Source organism: Streptomyces sp. NPDC058620, assembly GCF_042717135.1.
Taxonomy (GTDB): Bacteria; Actinomycetota; Actinomycetes; order Streptomycetales; family Streptomycetaceae; genus Streptomyces.
Map to the genome: position 1 here is coordinate 116,219 of NZ_JBHXQO010000008.1, position 12,874 is coordinate 129,092.

Below are 12,874 nucleotides of genomic sequence, written 5' to 3' on the forward strand. Positions count from 1 at the left end.
CGCGAACGCCCCTGCACCCGACGGCAGACGCCGCGGTTTCAAGCAGCGCCTGGGCAGAGTGTGCACCACGCCCCCGTCAATCCACCCTCCACTTGTGGCCTTTCCTGGCAGAGTCACAGGGACGTAATCAGGGCGTTTCAGAGACCCGGGGACAAGGCTCAGGTTGCGTCCGGCAACGGCCGGGCCAGATCCGCGTCGAACAGCGGTCCGAGCAGATCCCCGTACCGATCCAGTCGCGCGGCCATGTCGCCCGCCAGGAAAACCAGCTCGCCGGGCGCTCCGCAGCCCTCGATCTCGTCCCAGGTGACGGGTGCGGACACGGTCGGCTCGGCCCGGGCGCGCAGGGTGTAGGGGGTGGCGGTCGTCTTGGCGGCGGCGTTCTGGCTGAAGTCGACGAAGACCTTGCCCGGGCGCAGCGCCCGGGTCATGCGGTGCACGACCAGCTCGGGCAGGGTGTTCTGCGCCTCCAGGGCCAGCCCTTTGGCGTACGCCGACACCTGCTCGGCGGGGGTCGGCTCCAGGGGGACGAGGAGGTGCAGCCCCTTCGACCCGGACGTCTTGCCGTAGGCGGTCAGCCCGTCCGCCGCGAGCCGTTCCCGCAGCCAGAGCCCCACCGTGCAGCACTCCACGATGCTCGCAGGCGCCCCGGGGTCCAGGTCGAAGACCAGCCGGTCCGCGATCCGGGGAGCCTCGGCCCGCCACTGCGGAGTGTGGAATTCCACCACCAGATTGGCCGCCCACACGAGCGAGGCCAGGTCCTGTACGACGACTTGGCGCGAACTCTGCCCCTCGTGGCGCTGGACCTCGGCTGTCCGCACCCAGTCGGGCGTCCCTGGCGGCGGATTCTTGGTGAAGAAGCGCTGCCCGTCGGGCCCGTCCGGATAGCGCAGGAAGGACACGGGCCGGTCGTCCAGGTGCGCGAGCAACACCGCCGCGGCGGTGGCCGCGTAGTAGTGCAGCACCTCGCCCTTGGTGGTCCCGGTGGCCGGATACAGCACCTTGTCGAGATTGCTGAGCGCCAGCCGCCGCCCCTCCACCTCCGTGATCGGCGTCATACGGAAAGAATCACACGAAATCCGGCCAAAGTTCTCTTTCGTGCTGATCCGGGCGAGACGGGGAAGGGAGCACTGAGCCGATCAGGTGGTCACGCCGGTATGCCACAGGTGTGGTGCGAGGGTGGGACCGGTTCAGGCGGAGGCCCGCTTGGCGGTCTTCTTGGCCGCCGTCTTCTTCGCGGTGCCCCTGCCCGCGCGCTTCGTGGCGGCGGTGGTCTTCCTGCCGCCGGATTCCTTCGGTGACGCGGCGGCCTTCTTGGCCGCGGAGCCCGTCGTCTTCCTGGCCGCTGTCTTCTTCGACGCGGCCTTCTTCGCCGGAGCCTTCTTCGCGGCCTTGCGGGCAGGCAGCGACCTGACCTCGGCCTCCGTGTCCTCACCGGCCTGCTCCCCGCGCGACTCCTTGGCCGCGCGGACGCTGTTCTCCAGGGCGGCCATGAGGTCGATGACCTTGCCGCCGGTGGGAGCGGCCTCTGCTTCGTGCGGCGGCTCGACACCCTGAAGCCTGGCCTCGATCACCTGCTGGAGCGCTTCCTGGTACTCGTCGTGGAGCGTGGACAGGTCGAAGTCCTGGGAGAGCATGTCCATGAGGGACCTGGCCATCTGCAGTTCCTGGGGCCGGATCGTCACGTCTCCCTCCGGTGCGACGCCGGCGGCGGGGCGGACCTCGTCGGGCCAGAGGCAGGTCTGGAGGACGAGGGTGTCCTCATGCACGCGCAGAACGGCGAGTGACTCCCTCGACCGGATGGCGATCTTCGTGACGGCGATCTGCCCGGATTCGGTCAGGGCCTCTTTGAGCAGGGCGTAGGGCTTTTCCGCTGCCCGGTCGGACGTGCCGACGTAGTAGGCCCTGGAGAACATCAGTGGATCGATGGTCCCGGCGTCGACGAAGGCCAGCACGTCGATGAGCTTCTTGCTGGGAAGGGGCAGCTCCGCGAGATCCTCGTCGGAGAGCATGATCATGCTGCCGTCCGGGGCTTCGTAGCCCTTGGTGATCTCCTGGTAGGAGATCTCGGCGTCCTCGGCTTCGCATACGCGCCGCATCCGCACCCTGGAGCCGTCCTTCTCGTGCACCTGGCGCAGCGGGATGTCATGTTCCTCCGTGGCCGTAAAAAGCTGGACCGGGATCGTGACCAGCCCAAACGAAATGGCCCCCTTCCAGGTGGCTCTCATGCAGTCCTCCTTCGCTGGACCCTCAGGCTAAGCCGGGTGCGGGCGCCGCGACACTCGGCGACCACCGGGAGGGGGGTGCCCGGGTCGCGGGCGCGCGGTCGTCCGGTCAGCCGGCCGACGCCGGGCCGACCGGGTCCGGCAGGGAGGGCAGGTCGAGTCCTGGGTACGGGTCGCGCTCGGTCGTGACGTACGTGCAGCTCGTATACGTGTATCCGGGCTGGACACGTGACCCCGACGAGTAGCTGTCGACGTCCGCCGACGCGCCCGTGCCGTGCTTGTACAGGAAGTGGTAGTCACCCGCGGGGAGCCGGAGCGTCGCCTTCGGGTACTTCTTGCCGCTCGCCCGGCAGGCGAGATCCGGCCCGCTCGACGGGCTGTAGCGCTCGCAACTGCCGCACCCCTTCAGCTCGACGGAGCCGGAGACCGGGCCGGTGTAGAGGATCTCGACCCCGTTCGGAGCGTCGTTGCTGATGACGAGCTCCATCCGGGACCCACCCGGCGTCTTCCGGGGCGGCAGCTTCCTGCCCGCCGACGGCCGGTCCTCGGCTATCTCCGCCGCGATGGCGATGTCCCGGGCGTGCTGTCTGCGCCCGTCCTTCTCGTACGTCTTCGCGAAACCGGTCAGCGTCTCCCGCGCCTCGGCGAACTTCTTGTCCTTGAACTCGTCCACACCGCAGGCGTAGACCCCGTCCCTGACGCCGTCGTCGGCCTTCGCGCTCAGTGCGGACACGGTCGTGTCGGGCATCGCGGCCACGGTGGCACCGATACGCCGCAGCACCTCGGTGGCCGCGCAGGGTTCGCCCCCGCGCACCGCCTTGATCTGCTCGTCCATCTTCCCGGTGACGGCAGGTCCGACCTTCCTGGCCGGTGCGGAACCGGGCAGCGTACGCAGCAGTTCGCCCAGCTCGCCGCCGTCGGAGGCGTCGTTCGCGTCGCTCCCGTCGCCGAGCTTGGACACCCCGCACCCGTACAGAGACTCGGCGAGCGGATCGTCGGGCCACCCGGCCAGGGAGCCCAGCAGCTTCGCGTCGACCGAGTCCGGCACGGTCCGCAGATGGGCCAGCGGCTCGACCGCCTGGCAGTGTTCCTTCGCCCGGTACGGGGCCGAGACCGCCTCGTAGTACGCCTTCAGCCGCGACGGCACCAGCTTCCCGGCCCGTGACGCGGCATGGTCCTCACCGAGCTCGCGGTAGACGGCGAGCGCTGACCGGTACTTCGCCCGGCCCCACGCGAACGGCTGCCCGTCCGCCGCGGCGACGGCCCGGTCCCCCTTCTCCAGCCGGTCGAGCAGCATCTGCTCGACGGCCTCGTCCTGCTCGGAGCCGTAGACGGCGACCCCGCCCACCGGAACCCCCAGCAGCACGACGCCCAGCCCGGCCGCCACCAGCGGCCGCCACGAGCCGCCCACGGCCGAACGCCGGGCGGTCCACGCCCCGTCGGCGGCAGCGAGAGCGAGCACGAAGAGGAAACTGACGATGATCCCCGTCGGCACCCCGTCGGCTTCGGCCGGGAGCGCGGCCAGCAGCAGCCCGCCGGTCGCCGCCCAGCACAGGGCCGCCCGTGCCCAGCGCCCCATCAGGGCGTAACCGAGCCCGAGGCCCGTGAGGTTGAGCAACGCGACGGCCACGGATCGCAGCGCCGCACCCGGAGGCGGCGGCCCGGCCGCGGGAGGACCGGCCGGCGGCGGTGGCCCGCCGGGCGCCTGCCAGGGCCCCGGCTCCGGCCCGACGTGCTGATGATCCCCCGCCGTCATACGGTCCCCCAACCGTCGAACCCGCTCAAGTCTCCACGAAGCTGCCCGTATTCCTCACAGTCCATGCTCGGGATGGGCACACGATGTCCGGCGCGACCGGGGCAAATCCGCGCCCCCGATTCCTCCGGCCGGTAGAGTGCGCAGGGCCGCGACTGGCGCGTGCCCCGGCAGGGGCGCTGTGTGGAATCGACCACGAGGGAGCGGCACACCCCGGGCCTGCCCGGGAGCGTCACCGCCGGAGAGCCGTCCGCCTGGGCATCCGGGTCCATGCCGCAGCAATGCGACCGACCCGGGAGAACCCCACATGACAGCACCCCTCATCCGCCACTCCGCCCTGGCTTCCGCAGATCCGGAGATCGCCGCCCTGGTGGGCGCCGAGGAGCGACTCCAGGCGGACACCCTTCGTCTGATCCCCAGCGAGAACTACGTCTCGGCCGCGGTGCTGGAGGCGTCCGGCACGGTGCTCCAGAACAAGTACTCCGAGGGCTACGCGGGCAAGCGCTACTACGAGGGCCAGCAGAACATCGACCAGGTGGAGACGCTCGCCGTCGAACGGGCCAAAGCGCTCTTCCGTATGGACCACGCCAACGTCCAGCCGTACTCCGGCTCACCGGCCAACCTCGCCGTCTACCTGGCGTTCCTGAAGCCCGGCGACACGGTGCTCGGCATGTCCCTCCCGATGGGCGGCCACCTGACCCACGGCTGGGGGGTGTCCGCCACCGGCTCCTGGTTCCGCGGAGTGCAGTACGGCGTACGTCGCGACTCGGGCCGGGTCGACCTCGACGAGGTACGCGACCTCGCCCTCGCCGAGCGCCCCAAGGTGATCTTCTGCGGCGGCACCGCCGTCCCCCGGACGATCGACTTCGCCGGCTTCGCCGAGATCGCGCGGGAGGCAGGAGCCGTCCTGGTCGCCGACGTCGCCCACATCGCCGGCCTCATCGCCGGTGGCGCGCACCCCTCGCCCGCCCCGTACGCGGACGTGGTGTCCACCACCACCCACAAGACCCTGCGCGGCCCTCGGGGCGCGATGCTGCTGTCCCGGGCGGAGCACGCACGCGCCATCGACCGGGCGGTCTTCCCGGGGCTTCAGGGCGGCCCCCACAACCAGACCACGGCGGCCATCGCGGTCGCCCTGAAGGAAGCGGCGGGCGCCGGCTTCAGCGGCTATGCCCACCAGGTGGTCGCCAACGCCAAAGCGCTGGGCGAGGAGTTGGCGGCCCGCGGCTTCGACCTCGTCTCGGGCGGCACGGACAACCACCTCCTGCTGATCGACCTGACCGGGAAGGGCGTGTCCGGCAAGATCGCGGCGAAGGCCCTGGACCGTGCGGGCATCGTGGTGAACTACAACACGGTCCCGTACGACACCCGCAAGCCCTTCGACCCGTCCGGCATCCGCATCGGCACACCGGCCCTGACGTCGCGTGGCATCCCCGCCTCCGAGATGGGTGCCGTCGCGCACTGGATCGACCTCGTGGTCGACGCGGCCCGCACGGGTGACGAGGCCACGATCACGAAGGTCCGCGCCGAGGTGAAGACCCTGATGGACGCCTACCCGGCGCCGGGGCTGCCGGTGGCGTGACACGCCGGACGGCGGCCCGGGGAGTGCGTGCGCCCCGGGCTCGCCCGTCCCGTCCCCTGGTGGGGCTCAGCCCAGCTCTTCGACGAACGCCTGCCAGGCCGCGTGCCCGAAGCCGATGACGGGACCGGTGGGGCGCTTGCTGTCGCGTACGGGGACGAGGTGGGGGAGGTTGTGACCCACCTCGACGCACTCTCCCTGTCCTCCGCTGTAGCTGCTCACACGCCAGTCGGTTCCCGTGAGGTCCGGCAGGGTTCGGCGGTCTACGGTCATGGTCTGTGCTCCTTGGCGATGCGTCGGATCAGGCCGAGCGATTCCGTCGGGGGCAACGCCGAGGTGCGAGCGTCGTCGAAGAGTTCGCGGTATCGCGCAACTTCGGACTCCCGTTCCATCCAGATGTTGCCGGTCGGAGTCTCAGTCAGTACGAGATCGAGCGCTGACACCCGCGGAAAGCTCAGCAGCAGGTATGGACCGAACATACCTGGGTGTGCCCCACGCGAGAACGGCAGTACCTGGACGGTGATGTTGGGTAGCTCGGCCAGGTTGGCCAGGTGTTCCAGTTGGCCGTGCATCACGCTCTGCTCACCGACCTGCTGGTGGAGAACTCCTTCCGCGAGTACGGCCCAGAGCTCCGGAGGGTCGTCGCCGGACAGGCGTTCCTGCCGGGCGAGTCGCACCTGCACGAACTGGTCGATCTCCTCGGCGGTCTGCCAAGCCCGGGAAGCGACCGTCACCGCCCTTACGTACTCCGGTGTCTGGAGAAGGCCCGGGACCAGCTGCACCTGGAACGTTTTGATGCTGTCGCAGATCGTCTCCATCTCGATGTAGTCGCGATACGCGTCACCGAGCACCGAGCCGTACTGGTGCCACCAGCCCTCGCGGCGACGGCGGTTGGCCGTGCGCGCGAGCGACGCGAGGCGGTCGCATGCCTCCTGGTCTGTCACCTCGTACGCGTGTATGAGGGCGACCAGATCCGGTGTGCGAACCGGGACATGGCCGTTCTCGATGCGGCTGATCTTGCCCTTGGTGCAGTCCAGGACTTCGGCGGCTTCGGCTGTGGACAGACCTGCGCTTTCGCGGAATCGACGCAGCTCATCGCCGAGTTGGCGGCCCAGGACAGTGGATGGCTTCACGGATGGCATAGGTCACTCCCTATCAGTCTGGGCCTGCTTCTGCGCCCAGGATGCACGAACGGGTGAATTGCGCACCAGCGAACCATTCAACGTTGCGCGAATGCGAAGTGCGCGGGCAATCTGTGGGTGTCGACACGCCCCGAACCGGTGGCGGTGGACGAGTACTTGCTGCGAAGCCGCCGACCATCAGGGAGCGTCATGACAGGCCACTCCGACCTTCGCGAAGTCAGCTTCAGGCTCCCCCGCTGCCACGGCAGCGTTCCCAGGGCGCGAGCGATCCTGCGCGCCAAACTGGGAGAGTGGCGGGCCGGCCACCACACCCTGGACGACGGCGAGTTGGTGCTCTCCGAGCTGGTGACCAACGCCGTACGGGTCCCTGTGCCCGGCGACCGGATGGTCGGTGTACGCATCGTGTGCAGGGAGAACGGCGACCGCCTGCGTCTCGAAGTCAGCGACGCGGGGCCGGGCCGACCGGAGGTGCGGAAGCCCCGGGAGACGGAGGCCGACGGGCGTGGGCTGCTGCTGGTCGCGGCCCTGGCTCACCGCTGGGGAGTGGACGCACGCCCGGCCGGGATCGGCAAGACCGTCTGGGCTGAGCTGCTGGCCCCGGGCGCCGGCCCCGTACCCCCGGAACTGGAGGTCGCGGCCGTCACCGTCCGCCCCGGTCAGTGCGTGCGCGCCTGGGGTGACTGGCGCACGGTCCTGGCTGTCCGCAGCGAACGGAACGAGTCAGGTGGTCCTGTCGTCGTCATCGCTCTGGACGACGACGGCCCGGCACTTCGCCTGCACGCGGCGGAACCGGTGACCGTGCGGCCCCTGGGGCCGGCGGCCACGTCATGAGGGGGCTGTGGAAGAGGTTCCGCCGACGCGACCCGCGCCGTGCCGGACCGCGCTTCGCCGGCACCCTGATGCAGGTGGCCGAGGGGCGACTGACCGTGATCAGCCGGGCTGGTCAGCCGGTACCGAAGGCGCCACCGCCACCGCCACCGTATCCGCCCGCCCCGCCGAAAGTGCGGCGCACGGGTCGTGGTTCGCTCCGGGGCCGCATCCGTATGCCCGCCACGTTCGACGATCCGCCCGCGACCATCGCCGAAGCCTTCGGAGTGCGCTGATGCGACTACTGCTCGACACCCGCGTAATCCTGTGGTGGCTGGACGACTCGCCGGAGCTGTCCCCGGAGGTCAAGGGCCTGCTGGACACGGAGCCCGGTGTGTACGTCAGTGCCGTGTCGCCGTGGGAGATCACGATCAAGCAGTTCCTCGGCACGTTCGAAGGCCCGGGGGACCTGGCCGAGCAGGTCCGCGACGTCCCGTTCGCGGGGGTGCCCGTCACCGCCGCGCACGGTGTGCGGGCGGGCTGGCTGCCGATGCTGCACACGGACCCCTTCGACCGGATGCTGGTCGCTCAGGCGCAGGCCGAAGGACTGGTACTGGTCACACGGAACACGTGGATTCCGCAGTACGACGTAGACGTCCTTAGGGTCTGAGTCGCCTTACGCTGGCTGGTACATGTCTGTATTCAACGACTGCAAGGTGGTTGGGCGTCGTGCTGTACATCGCGCTTCTGCGTGGCCTGAACGTTCCCGGCCGCTCGGTGAAGATGGAGCACCTGCGGGAGCTCTTCACCGAGATGGGCTTCGCGTCCGTCCGCAGCTACATCCAGACCGGGAACGTCTTCTTCGAATCGGAGGAGGACGACCGGGACGTGCTCGGCGAGATCATTCGTACGCGGCTGGGGGACGCCCTCGGTTACCAGGTGGCCGTCTGTCTGCGTACCGTTCCCGAGCTCGAGGCAGTCGTCGCGCTCGACCCGTTCGAGGACGTCACGGTCACCGATGACATGCGCTGCTGCGTCGTGTTCACGACCGAGCGGGTCGATCCGGCGCTGGAACTGCCGCTGATGTCGCCGAAGAAGGACATCGAGATCATCCGCACCGCGCCCTACGAGGCGTACGTGGTCTGGCATCTGATCAATGGCAGGGCGCCGAATGCCAAGGGCTTCCAGGAGCGGGTGCTCGGGCACGACGCGACGGTGCGCTTCTTCCACACCGTCGGGAAGATCCTCGCCGCGGCGAAGAAGGGCTGACTCCTGACTCAGGCGCTGGGCAGTGGTTCGCCCACGAACGCGGCGAGCCGGTGCATGCCGGGGGCGCACGAGCGGTGCAGTTCCTCGGTCTGTCCTGGGGAGAGCGCGGCGGAGGCGCCCGTCCGGCCCGCGTCCACCCGACCGGCCACCCGGGACGCCCAGGCCGCCGGTTCCGGGATGCCGGTGAACTGGCCGAAGCGGGTGAGTTCCGGGACCGGGTCGGCCACGATCCGGTCGTAGGAGATGTGCAGCAGGCGGTCCTCGGGAAGCCCGACGAGGTGTCTGACCGCACCGGTGCTGTACGACCACATCGTCCCGAAACTCTCCAGCGGAAGATCGGCGTTCGCCAGCGCCGAGGCGTCCAGGGTGTCGGGTGCGAACATCCGCAGCTCCTCCGGGAGGCGCTGCGCGTGGTCCGGGTCGTGGACCGCGTACGGGTCCACCCCCAGGATCTTGCGCATCTCCCTGATCTTCACCGCCAGTCGGAAGATGGGGTGCCGGCTCATCGACACCGCGCAGTCGGGGCCGTGCCGGTACATGTGGACGAAGCGGGCCTCGGGGAAGTACGTGAGGAGGTCGGGCAGGAAGCGCTGCGCGGCCCCCGAACGCTCGATCACCACCTCGCGGCCGAGGAACGAGGCCCACCAGGCGAAAAGCCGCAGGTACTGACGGGGGAGCGGGGCCACCGGCCAGCCGGTCACCTCGTCCCGGATGCTGTCGAGCAGGGCGTCCGGGTCGTCGGTGAGCGGGGGCAGCGTCATGACCGAGAGCGCGGGCACGTTTCCGGCGGAATAGCGGCCGGAGCCCAGCGGGTAGCGGTATTCGGGAACCGTCACGCCCGTGCGCATCAGCGTGTTGGGCTTCAGCCGCGGTGTGCTGAGCAGCTTCCAGAATGCCGGGCCGTCGAGCTCACCGGCCGAGAATCCCCAGGGGTCCAGACAGGCGAAGAACTCGCTGAGGCTGAGCACCTCGCGGTGCTCGTTCACGAGATCGGAAAGCATCGTCGAACCGCAGCGGCCGGTGCCCAGGACGATGGTGAGTGGCGCCACCTTCTCGCTCCTTCCGTCGGCGGAGAGACTCGCGCGCGCAGTGACTTCGCACGCGCAGGGAGATCGTCTTTCCCCTTTCTCTTCCCTTTCTCTTCTTCGGCTCTATTACGGAAATCCCGTTGAATGCAAGGTGGTTGACCGAATTGTGCGTTGACTGGGGCTTGTCACCGTCCCTAGGATTCCCCGAGCTCCGAGGGAAAAGAGTCCGATGGTGAATCAGGCGTCGCAGGCCAACGAATCCATAGCGTGTTCCAAGGACGACGACGGAGTCCTCCTCGCGGAATTCACGGGCGCGCACGAACAGAATCCCTTCAGCCGGGCACGGATGCGGGAACTCACCGCGCTGATGCGGGACATCGATGCGGACGACAAGGTGCGGTGCGTCCTGCTGTACGGCGGCCCCGGGCGCTCCTTCGGTGTCGGCGGTGACTTCAACGAGGTCTCGATGTTCACCGGCGGCGACGAGGTGAACGACTGGATCGACGACATCACCGATCTGTACGCGACGATCGCCGGTATCTCCAAGCCGGTCGTCGCGGCGATCGACGGCTACGCCATCGGGGTCGGCCTCCAGATCGCCCTGTGCTGCGACTACCGGGTGGGCAGCGAGAACGCCCGGCTCGTCATGCCGGAGTTCAAGGTGGGCATCGCCTGCAACTTCGGCGGCTTCATGCTGCGGTACACCGTCGGCACCACCGTCATGCAGCGGATGCTCTACACCTGCGAGGAGTGGCCGGCCGGCCGGGCGCTGGCGGACGGGCTGCTCCACGAGGTACAGCCCGTGGAGAACACGCTGGGCCGCGCCCTGGAACTCTCCCGCACCCTGGCGCGCTACACCCCCGAAGCGGTGCAGGGCACCCGGGCACGGGTGAACGCCCCGTTCGTGGAGGGGCTGGAGCGGGTCCGCGCCGAGGCCAAGGACTCGCACCGCAAGGCGTTCGCCGCGGGCGAGGCGCAGGTCCGGATGCGCCGGATCATCGGGCGGAAGTGACCGGGCGGTCCGCAGGGGCACGGGCCGGGCGGCTCCGGCCCCCGCGGACCGCGGTCTACCGCGTCACCGTGCGGCGGAAGTCGTCGAAGCGGGCCTCCACCTGCCAGCCGAGGCGGTGGTAGAGGGCGAGCGCGGGGGTGTTGGCCGTGTCGACGGTCAGGACCATCGCCGTACGCCCCCGGCTCCGGGACGCGTGCATCACCGACAGCAGCAGCAGGCTGCCCAGGCCCCGTTGCCGGGCCTGGGGCACGACACCGATCTGCCGTACGTACGCCGCCTGACGGCTGTCCAGCATGCGGTCCGTGATGTTGGCGAAGCCGACGGCCGTACCGTCCGCCTCCAGCAGCGCGCACTGCGCCGGATCGACGCCCGGGTCCGTCCGCCACCACTCCAGCCAGGTGTCGAACCCGTCCTCGCTCTTGCCCGCCTCCTCGGCGGCGAACGCCGTGTTCTTCACCCGGTGGAACGTCCGCAGATCCTGCTCTCCGTCGAGCGGGCGCACCACCACGCCCGGCACACCGGGCACCCGCGGGAGCTCGCCGTCCAGGGTGACCGCCATGCGGCAGTACGGATGCGGGGAGCCGAAGCCGCGGGAGTGCAGGGCGGCACGGGCGGCCTTCTCGCCCTCGGAGACGAAGCAGGAGAGCTCGCCCTCGCCCCCGGCCAGCAGCTCGGCACAGCGCTCCTCGGCGAAGGCCAGCAGCCTGGCCCCGTCGTCGGCCGAGGCGTCCGGCCCGAGCACCAGCTCCGCCGTCCATCCCGAGACGCCGGACGCGCTGCTCAGCCACACCGCGCCCACGGGCCCGCCGTCGGGCCCCGGCAGCAGCCGGGCGTCGCTCCGGGCATCGAGGCCGGGAGCGGTCAGCCGGCCCGTGATCCAGGCGCGGGTCGTCTCCGCCCTGCCCAGTGCGGCGAGGTCGCGGTCGCGGGCCAGCTGCCACACGGTGTCCGTGTGGGCGCGCGGATCGAGGGGGACCAGGGCGGGGGCTTCACGGTCCCGGTGGGTGGGGGCCGTCATCGGGCCGCGCCCGCGCCCTTGTCCCGCCGGGGGAGCGAGTAGACGTAACTGACCGCCCGGCGCTCGTCCTCGGTGCGGTTGGGGGCCGAGGTGTGCGCGGTGAAGCCGCCGAACAGGACCGCCGATCCGGCACGCCGGGGGAGCGTGACCGGCGTCAGCTCCGGCCAGAGCCGCTTGATGTCGAGCGTGGGTTCACGCGGTGAGGCGAACAGGTCGTCCTGGTTGATGCCGTCGGGCTTGTACGCGATCCGCTCGCGGTGGGAGCCGGGCAGGAACTGGAGGCAGCCGTTGTCCTCGCGGGCGTCGTCCACCGCGATCCAGATGGTGTAGACGTCCTCGTACTTCTCGTAGAACTCCTCTTTGAGGAAGAGGGCGTCCTGATGCCACGGCTTCTCCGAGCCGACCTCCGAGGGCTTCGCCCACAGGAAGGTGTTGTAGAAGTCGCCCGCGACGCCGTGCAGCGGCCTGACCACGCCCTCGTTGAGGTTGATCAGCTCCGGGACCGCGGCCAGTTCGGGCGAGTGTTCATGGGCCATGCCCACGACGCGTACCTTGCCCGGAATGCACTCCTTGCCGGCGGCGCGCGCTGCCCAGCCACCGCCCTCGCCGTCCGACTCCAGCTGCCATCCGAAGGTGCTGTAGCGCATGTCCTCGGTCCGCCGGATCAGATCCGAGCAGCCGCGGCGCATCAGGTCGAGGGCTGGTTCGGGCACCAGGTCGTCGAGCTGGATGACACCGCGCTCCTCCAGTTCGCCGGCGAGGTCTGCGATCGACTGGCTGAGGGGCATCGGCTCCACCTTTCTGTACGCGCACGGGCGTGCGACGTCAAGAACTCTGTGTGTGACTCGACTATGTGCAAGCCGCCGGTGCACCGGCAACGGAACGGCCGCGGACGGTTCGGGGCAGGCCCCAAATGGCATAGGGCGCAAGGGGATTCGGGGGCATCGAAGTGGGCTCGGACGGCTCTAGGCTGGGCGGGGTGGACCGCTGCCCCGGGGCTGGAGGATTCGTATGGCGGGATCGGGATCGGGATCGGGATCGGGA

Annotated in this window: 13 protein-coding genes; 5 read left to right on the forward strand and 8 right to left on the reverse strand. The window is 69.9% G+C overall.

The genetic code is table 11. The annotated features are described in order from the left end of the window. Positions 1-158 precede the first annotated feature (158 nt). From ligD to ACFWSK_RS11430, 3 genes are all read right to left on the reverse strand, one after another. Positions 159-1,055 (reverse strand): non-homologous end-joining DNA ligase, encoded by an 897-nt coding sequence (gene ligD, locus ACFWSK_RS11420; protein WP_383783649.1) that lies wholly within the window; start codon positions 1,053-1,055, stop codon positions 159-161. A 132-nt stretch (positions 1,056-1,187) separates the two neighbouring features. After that, positions 1,188-2,225 carry a Ku protein gene (locus ACFWSK_RS11425; RefSeq protein WP_383783650.1) on the reverse strand — a complete coding sequence of 346 codons (1,038 nt, stop codon included), beginning with the start codon at positions 2,223-2,225 and terminating at the stop codon, positions 1,188-1,190. Positions 2,226-2,331: 106 nt separating this feature from the next. Next, positions 2,332-3,978, reverse strand: coding sequence for a hypothetical protein (locus ACFWSK_RS11430; RefSeq protein ID WP_383783651.1), 1,647 nt, complete (start codon positions 3,976-3,978; stop codon positions 2,332-2,334). Between the two features lie 304 nt (positions 3,979-4,282). Here ACFWSK_RS11430 and glyA point away from each other — a divergent pair, with 304 nt between their 5' ends. After that, a complete protein-coding gene (gene glyA, locus ACFWSK_RS11435; protein ID WP_383783652.1) occupies positions 4,283-5,557 on the forward strand; it encodes a serine hydroxymethyltransferase in 1,275 nt (424 codons plus the stop codon). Positions 5,558-5,623: 66 nt separating this feature from the next. Here the strand turns inward: glyA and ACFWSK_RS11440 are convergent, their stop codons facing one another. Together ACFWSK_RS11440 and ACFWSK_RS11445 are read right to left on the reverse strand one after the other, a co-directional pair. Continuing rightward, entirely contained in the window at positions 5,624-5,827 is a 204-nt protein-coding gene (locus tag ACFWSK_RS11440; protein ID WP_383783653.1) for a DUF397 domain-containing protein, read from the reverse strand. Next, on the reverse strand, positions 5,824-6,696 hold the full coding sequence (locus ACFWSK_RS11445; protein ID WP_383783654.1) for a helix-turn-helix domain-containing protein: 873 nt from the start codon (positions 6,694-6,696) through the stop codon (positions 5,824-5,826). The genes ACFWSK_RS11440 and ACFWSK_RS11445 overlap by 4 nt, the downstream gene beginning before the upstream one ends. A gap of 189 nt (positions 6,697-6,885) precedes the next feature. On the opposite strand from ACFWSK_RS11445, the gene ACFWSK_RS11450 reads away from it, so the two are divergent. From ACFWSK_RS11450 to ACFWSK_RS11460, 3 genes are all read left to right on the forward strand, one after another. Then, entirely contained in the window at positions 6,886-7,527 is a 642-nt protein-coding gene (locus tag ACFWSK_RS11450; protein ID WP_383783655.1) for an ATP-binding protein, read from the forward strand. 271 nt (positions 7,528-7,798) lie between these two features. After that, positions 7,799-8,173: a type II toxin-antitoxin system VapC family toxin gene (locus ACFWSK_RS11455; RefSeq protein ID WP_383783656.1), complete on the forward strand. Its 375-nt coding sequence runs from the start codon at positions 7,799-7,801 to the stop codon at positions 8,171-8,173. A 59-nt stretch (positions 8,174-8,232) separates the two neighbouring features. Continuing rightward, positions 8,233-8,772 (forward strand): DUF1697 domain-containing protein, encoded by a 540-nt coding sequence (locus ACFWSK_RS11460; RefSeq protein ID WP_383783657.1) that lies wholly within the window; start codon positions 8,233-8,235, stop codon positions 8,770-8,772. Between the two features lie 8 nt (positions 8,773-8,780). On the opposite strand, the gene ACFWSK_RS11465 is transcribed toward ACFWSK_RS11460, so the two are convergent. Continuing rightward, positions 8,781-9,821: a hypothetical protein gene (locus ACFWSK_RS11465; protein ID WP_383783658.1), complete on the reverse strand. Its 1,041-nt coding sequence runs from the start codon at positions 9,819-9,821 to the stop codon at positions 8,781-8,783. 208 nt (positions 9,822-10,029) lie between these two features. Between ACFWSK_RS11465 and ACFWSK_RS11470 the strand changes: the two genes are divergently transcribed. Next, positions 10,030-10,812, forward strand: coding sequence for an enoyl-CoA hydratase/isomerase family protein (locus ACFWSK_RS11470; protein WP_383783659.1), 783 nt, complete (start codon positions 10,030-10,032; stop codon positions 10,810-10,812). 55 nt (positions 10,813-10,867) lie between these two features. Here the strand turns inward: ACFWSK_RS11470 and ACFWSK_RS11475 are convergent, their stop codons facing one another. Next, on the reverse strand, positions 10,868-11,830 hold the full coding sequence (locus ACFWSK_RS11475) for a GNAT family N-acetyltransferase (RefSeq protein ID WP_383783660.1): 963 nt from the start codon (positions 11,828-11,830) through the stop codon (positions 10,868-10,870). Next, positions 11,827-12,618, reverse strand: coding sequence for a phytanoyl-CoA dioxygenase family protein (locus ACFWSK_RS11480; RefSeq protein WP_383783661.1), 792 nt, complete (start codon positions 12,616-12,618; stop codon positions 11,827-11,829). Before ACFWSK_RS11480 ends, ACFWSK_RS11475 begins: the two co-directional genes overlap by 4 nt. Positions 12,619-12,874 lie beyond the last annotated feature (256 nt).

What these genes read in the sequence shown, in the direction of transcription:
- glyA (WP_383783652.1), top strand. Translation starts at nt 4,283, where the DNA reads ATGACAGCACCCCTCATCCGCCACTCCGCCCTGGCTTCCGCAGATCCG.
- ACFWSK_RS11480 (WP_383783661.1), bottom strand. Translation starts at nt 12,618, where the DNA reads ATGCCCCTCAGCCAGTCGATCGCAGACCTCGCCGGCGAACTGGAGGAG.
- ACFWSK_RS11455 (WP_383783656.1), top strand. Translation starts at nt 7,799, where the DNA reads ATGCGACTACTGCTCGACACCCGCGTAATCCTGTGGTGGCTGGACGAC.
- ACFWSK_RS11475 (WP_383783660.1), bottom strand. Translation starts at nt 11,830, where the DNA reads ATGACGGCCCCCACCCACCGGGACCGTGAAGCCCCCGCCCTGGTCCCC.
- ligD (WP_383783649.1), bottom strand. Translation starts at nt 1,055, where the DNA reads ATGACGCCGATCACGGAGGTGGAGGGGCGGCGGCTGGCGCTCAGCAAT.
- ACFWSK_RS11445 (WP_383783654.1), bottom strand. Translation starts at nt 6,696, where the DNA reads ATGCCATCCGTGAAGCCATCCACTGTCCTGGGCCGCCAACTCGGCGAT.
- ACFWSK_RS11425 (WP_383783650.1), bottom strand. Translation starts at nt 2,225, where the DNA reads ATGAGAGCCACCTGGAAGGGGGCCATTTCGTTTGGGCTGGTCACGATC.
- ACFWSK_RS11430 (WP_383783651.1), bottom strand. Translation starts at nt 3,978, where the DNA reads ATGACGGCGGGGGATCATCAGCACGTCGGGCCGGAGCCGGGGCCCTGG.
- ACFWSK_RS11440 (WP_383783653.1), bottom strand. Translation starts at nt 5,827, where the DNA reads ATGACCGTAGACCGCCGAACCCTGCCGGACCTCACGGGAACCGACTGG.
- ACFWSK_RS11450 (WP_383783655.1), top strand. Translation starts at nt 6,886, where the DNA reads ATGACAGGCCACTCCGACCTTCGCGAAGTCAGCTTCAGGCTCCCCCGC.
- ACFWSK_RS11470 (WP_383783659.1), top strand. Translation starts at nt 10,030, where the DNA reads ATGGTGAATCAGGCGTCGCAGGCCAACGAATCCATAGCGTGTTCCAAG.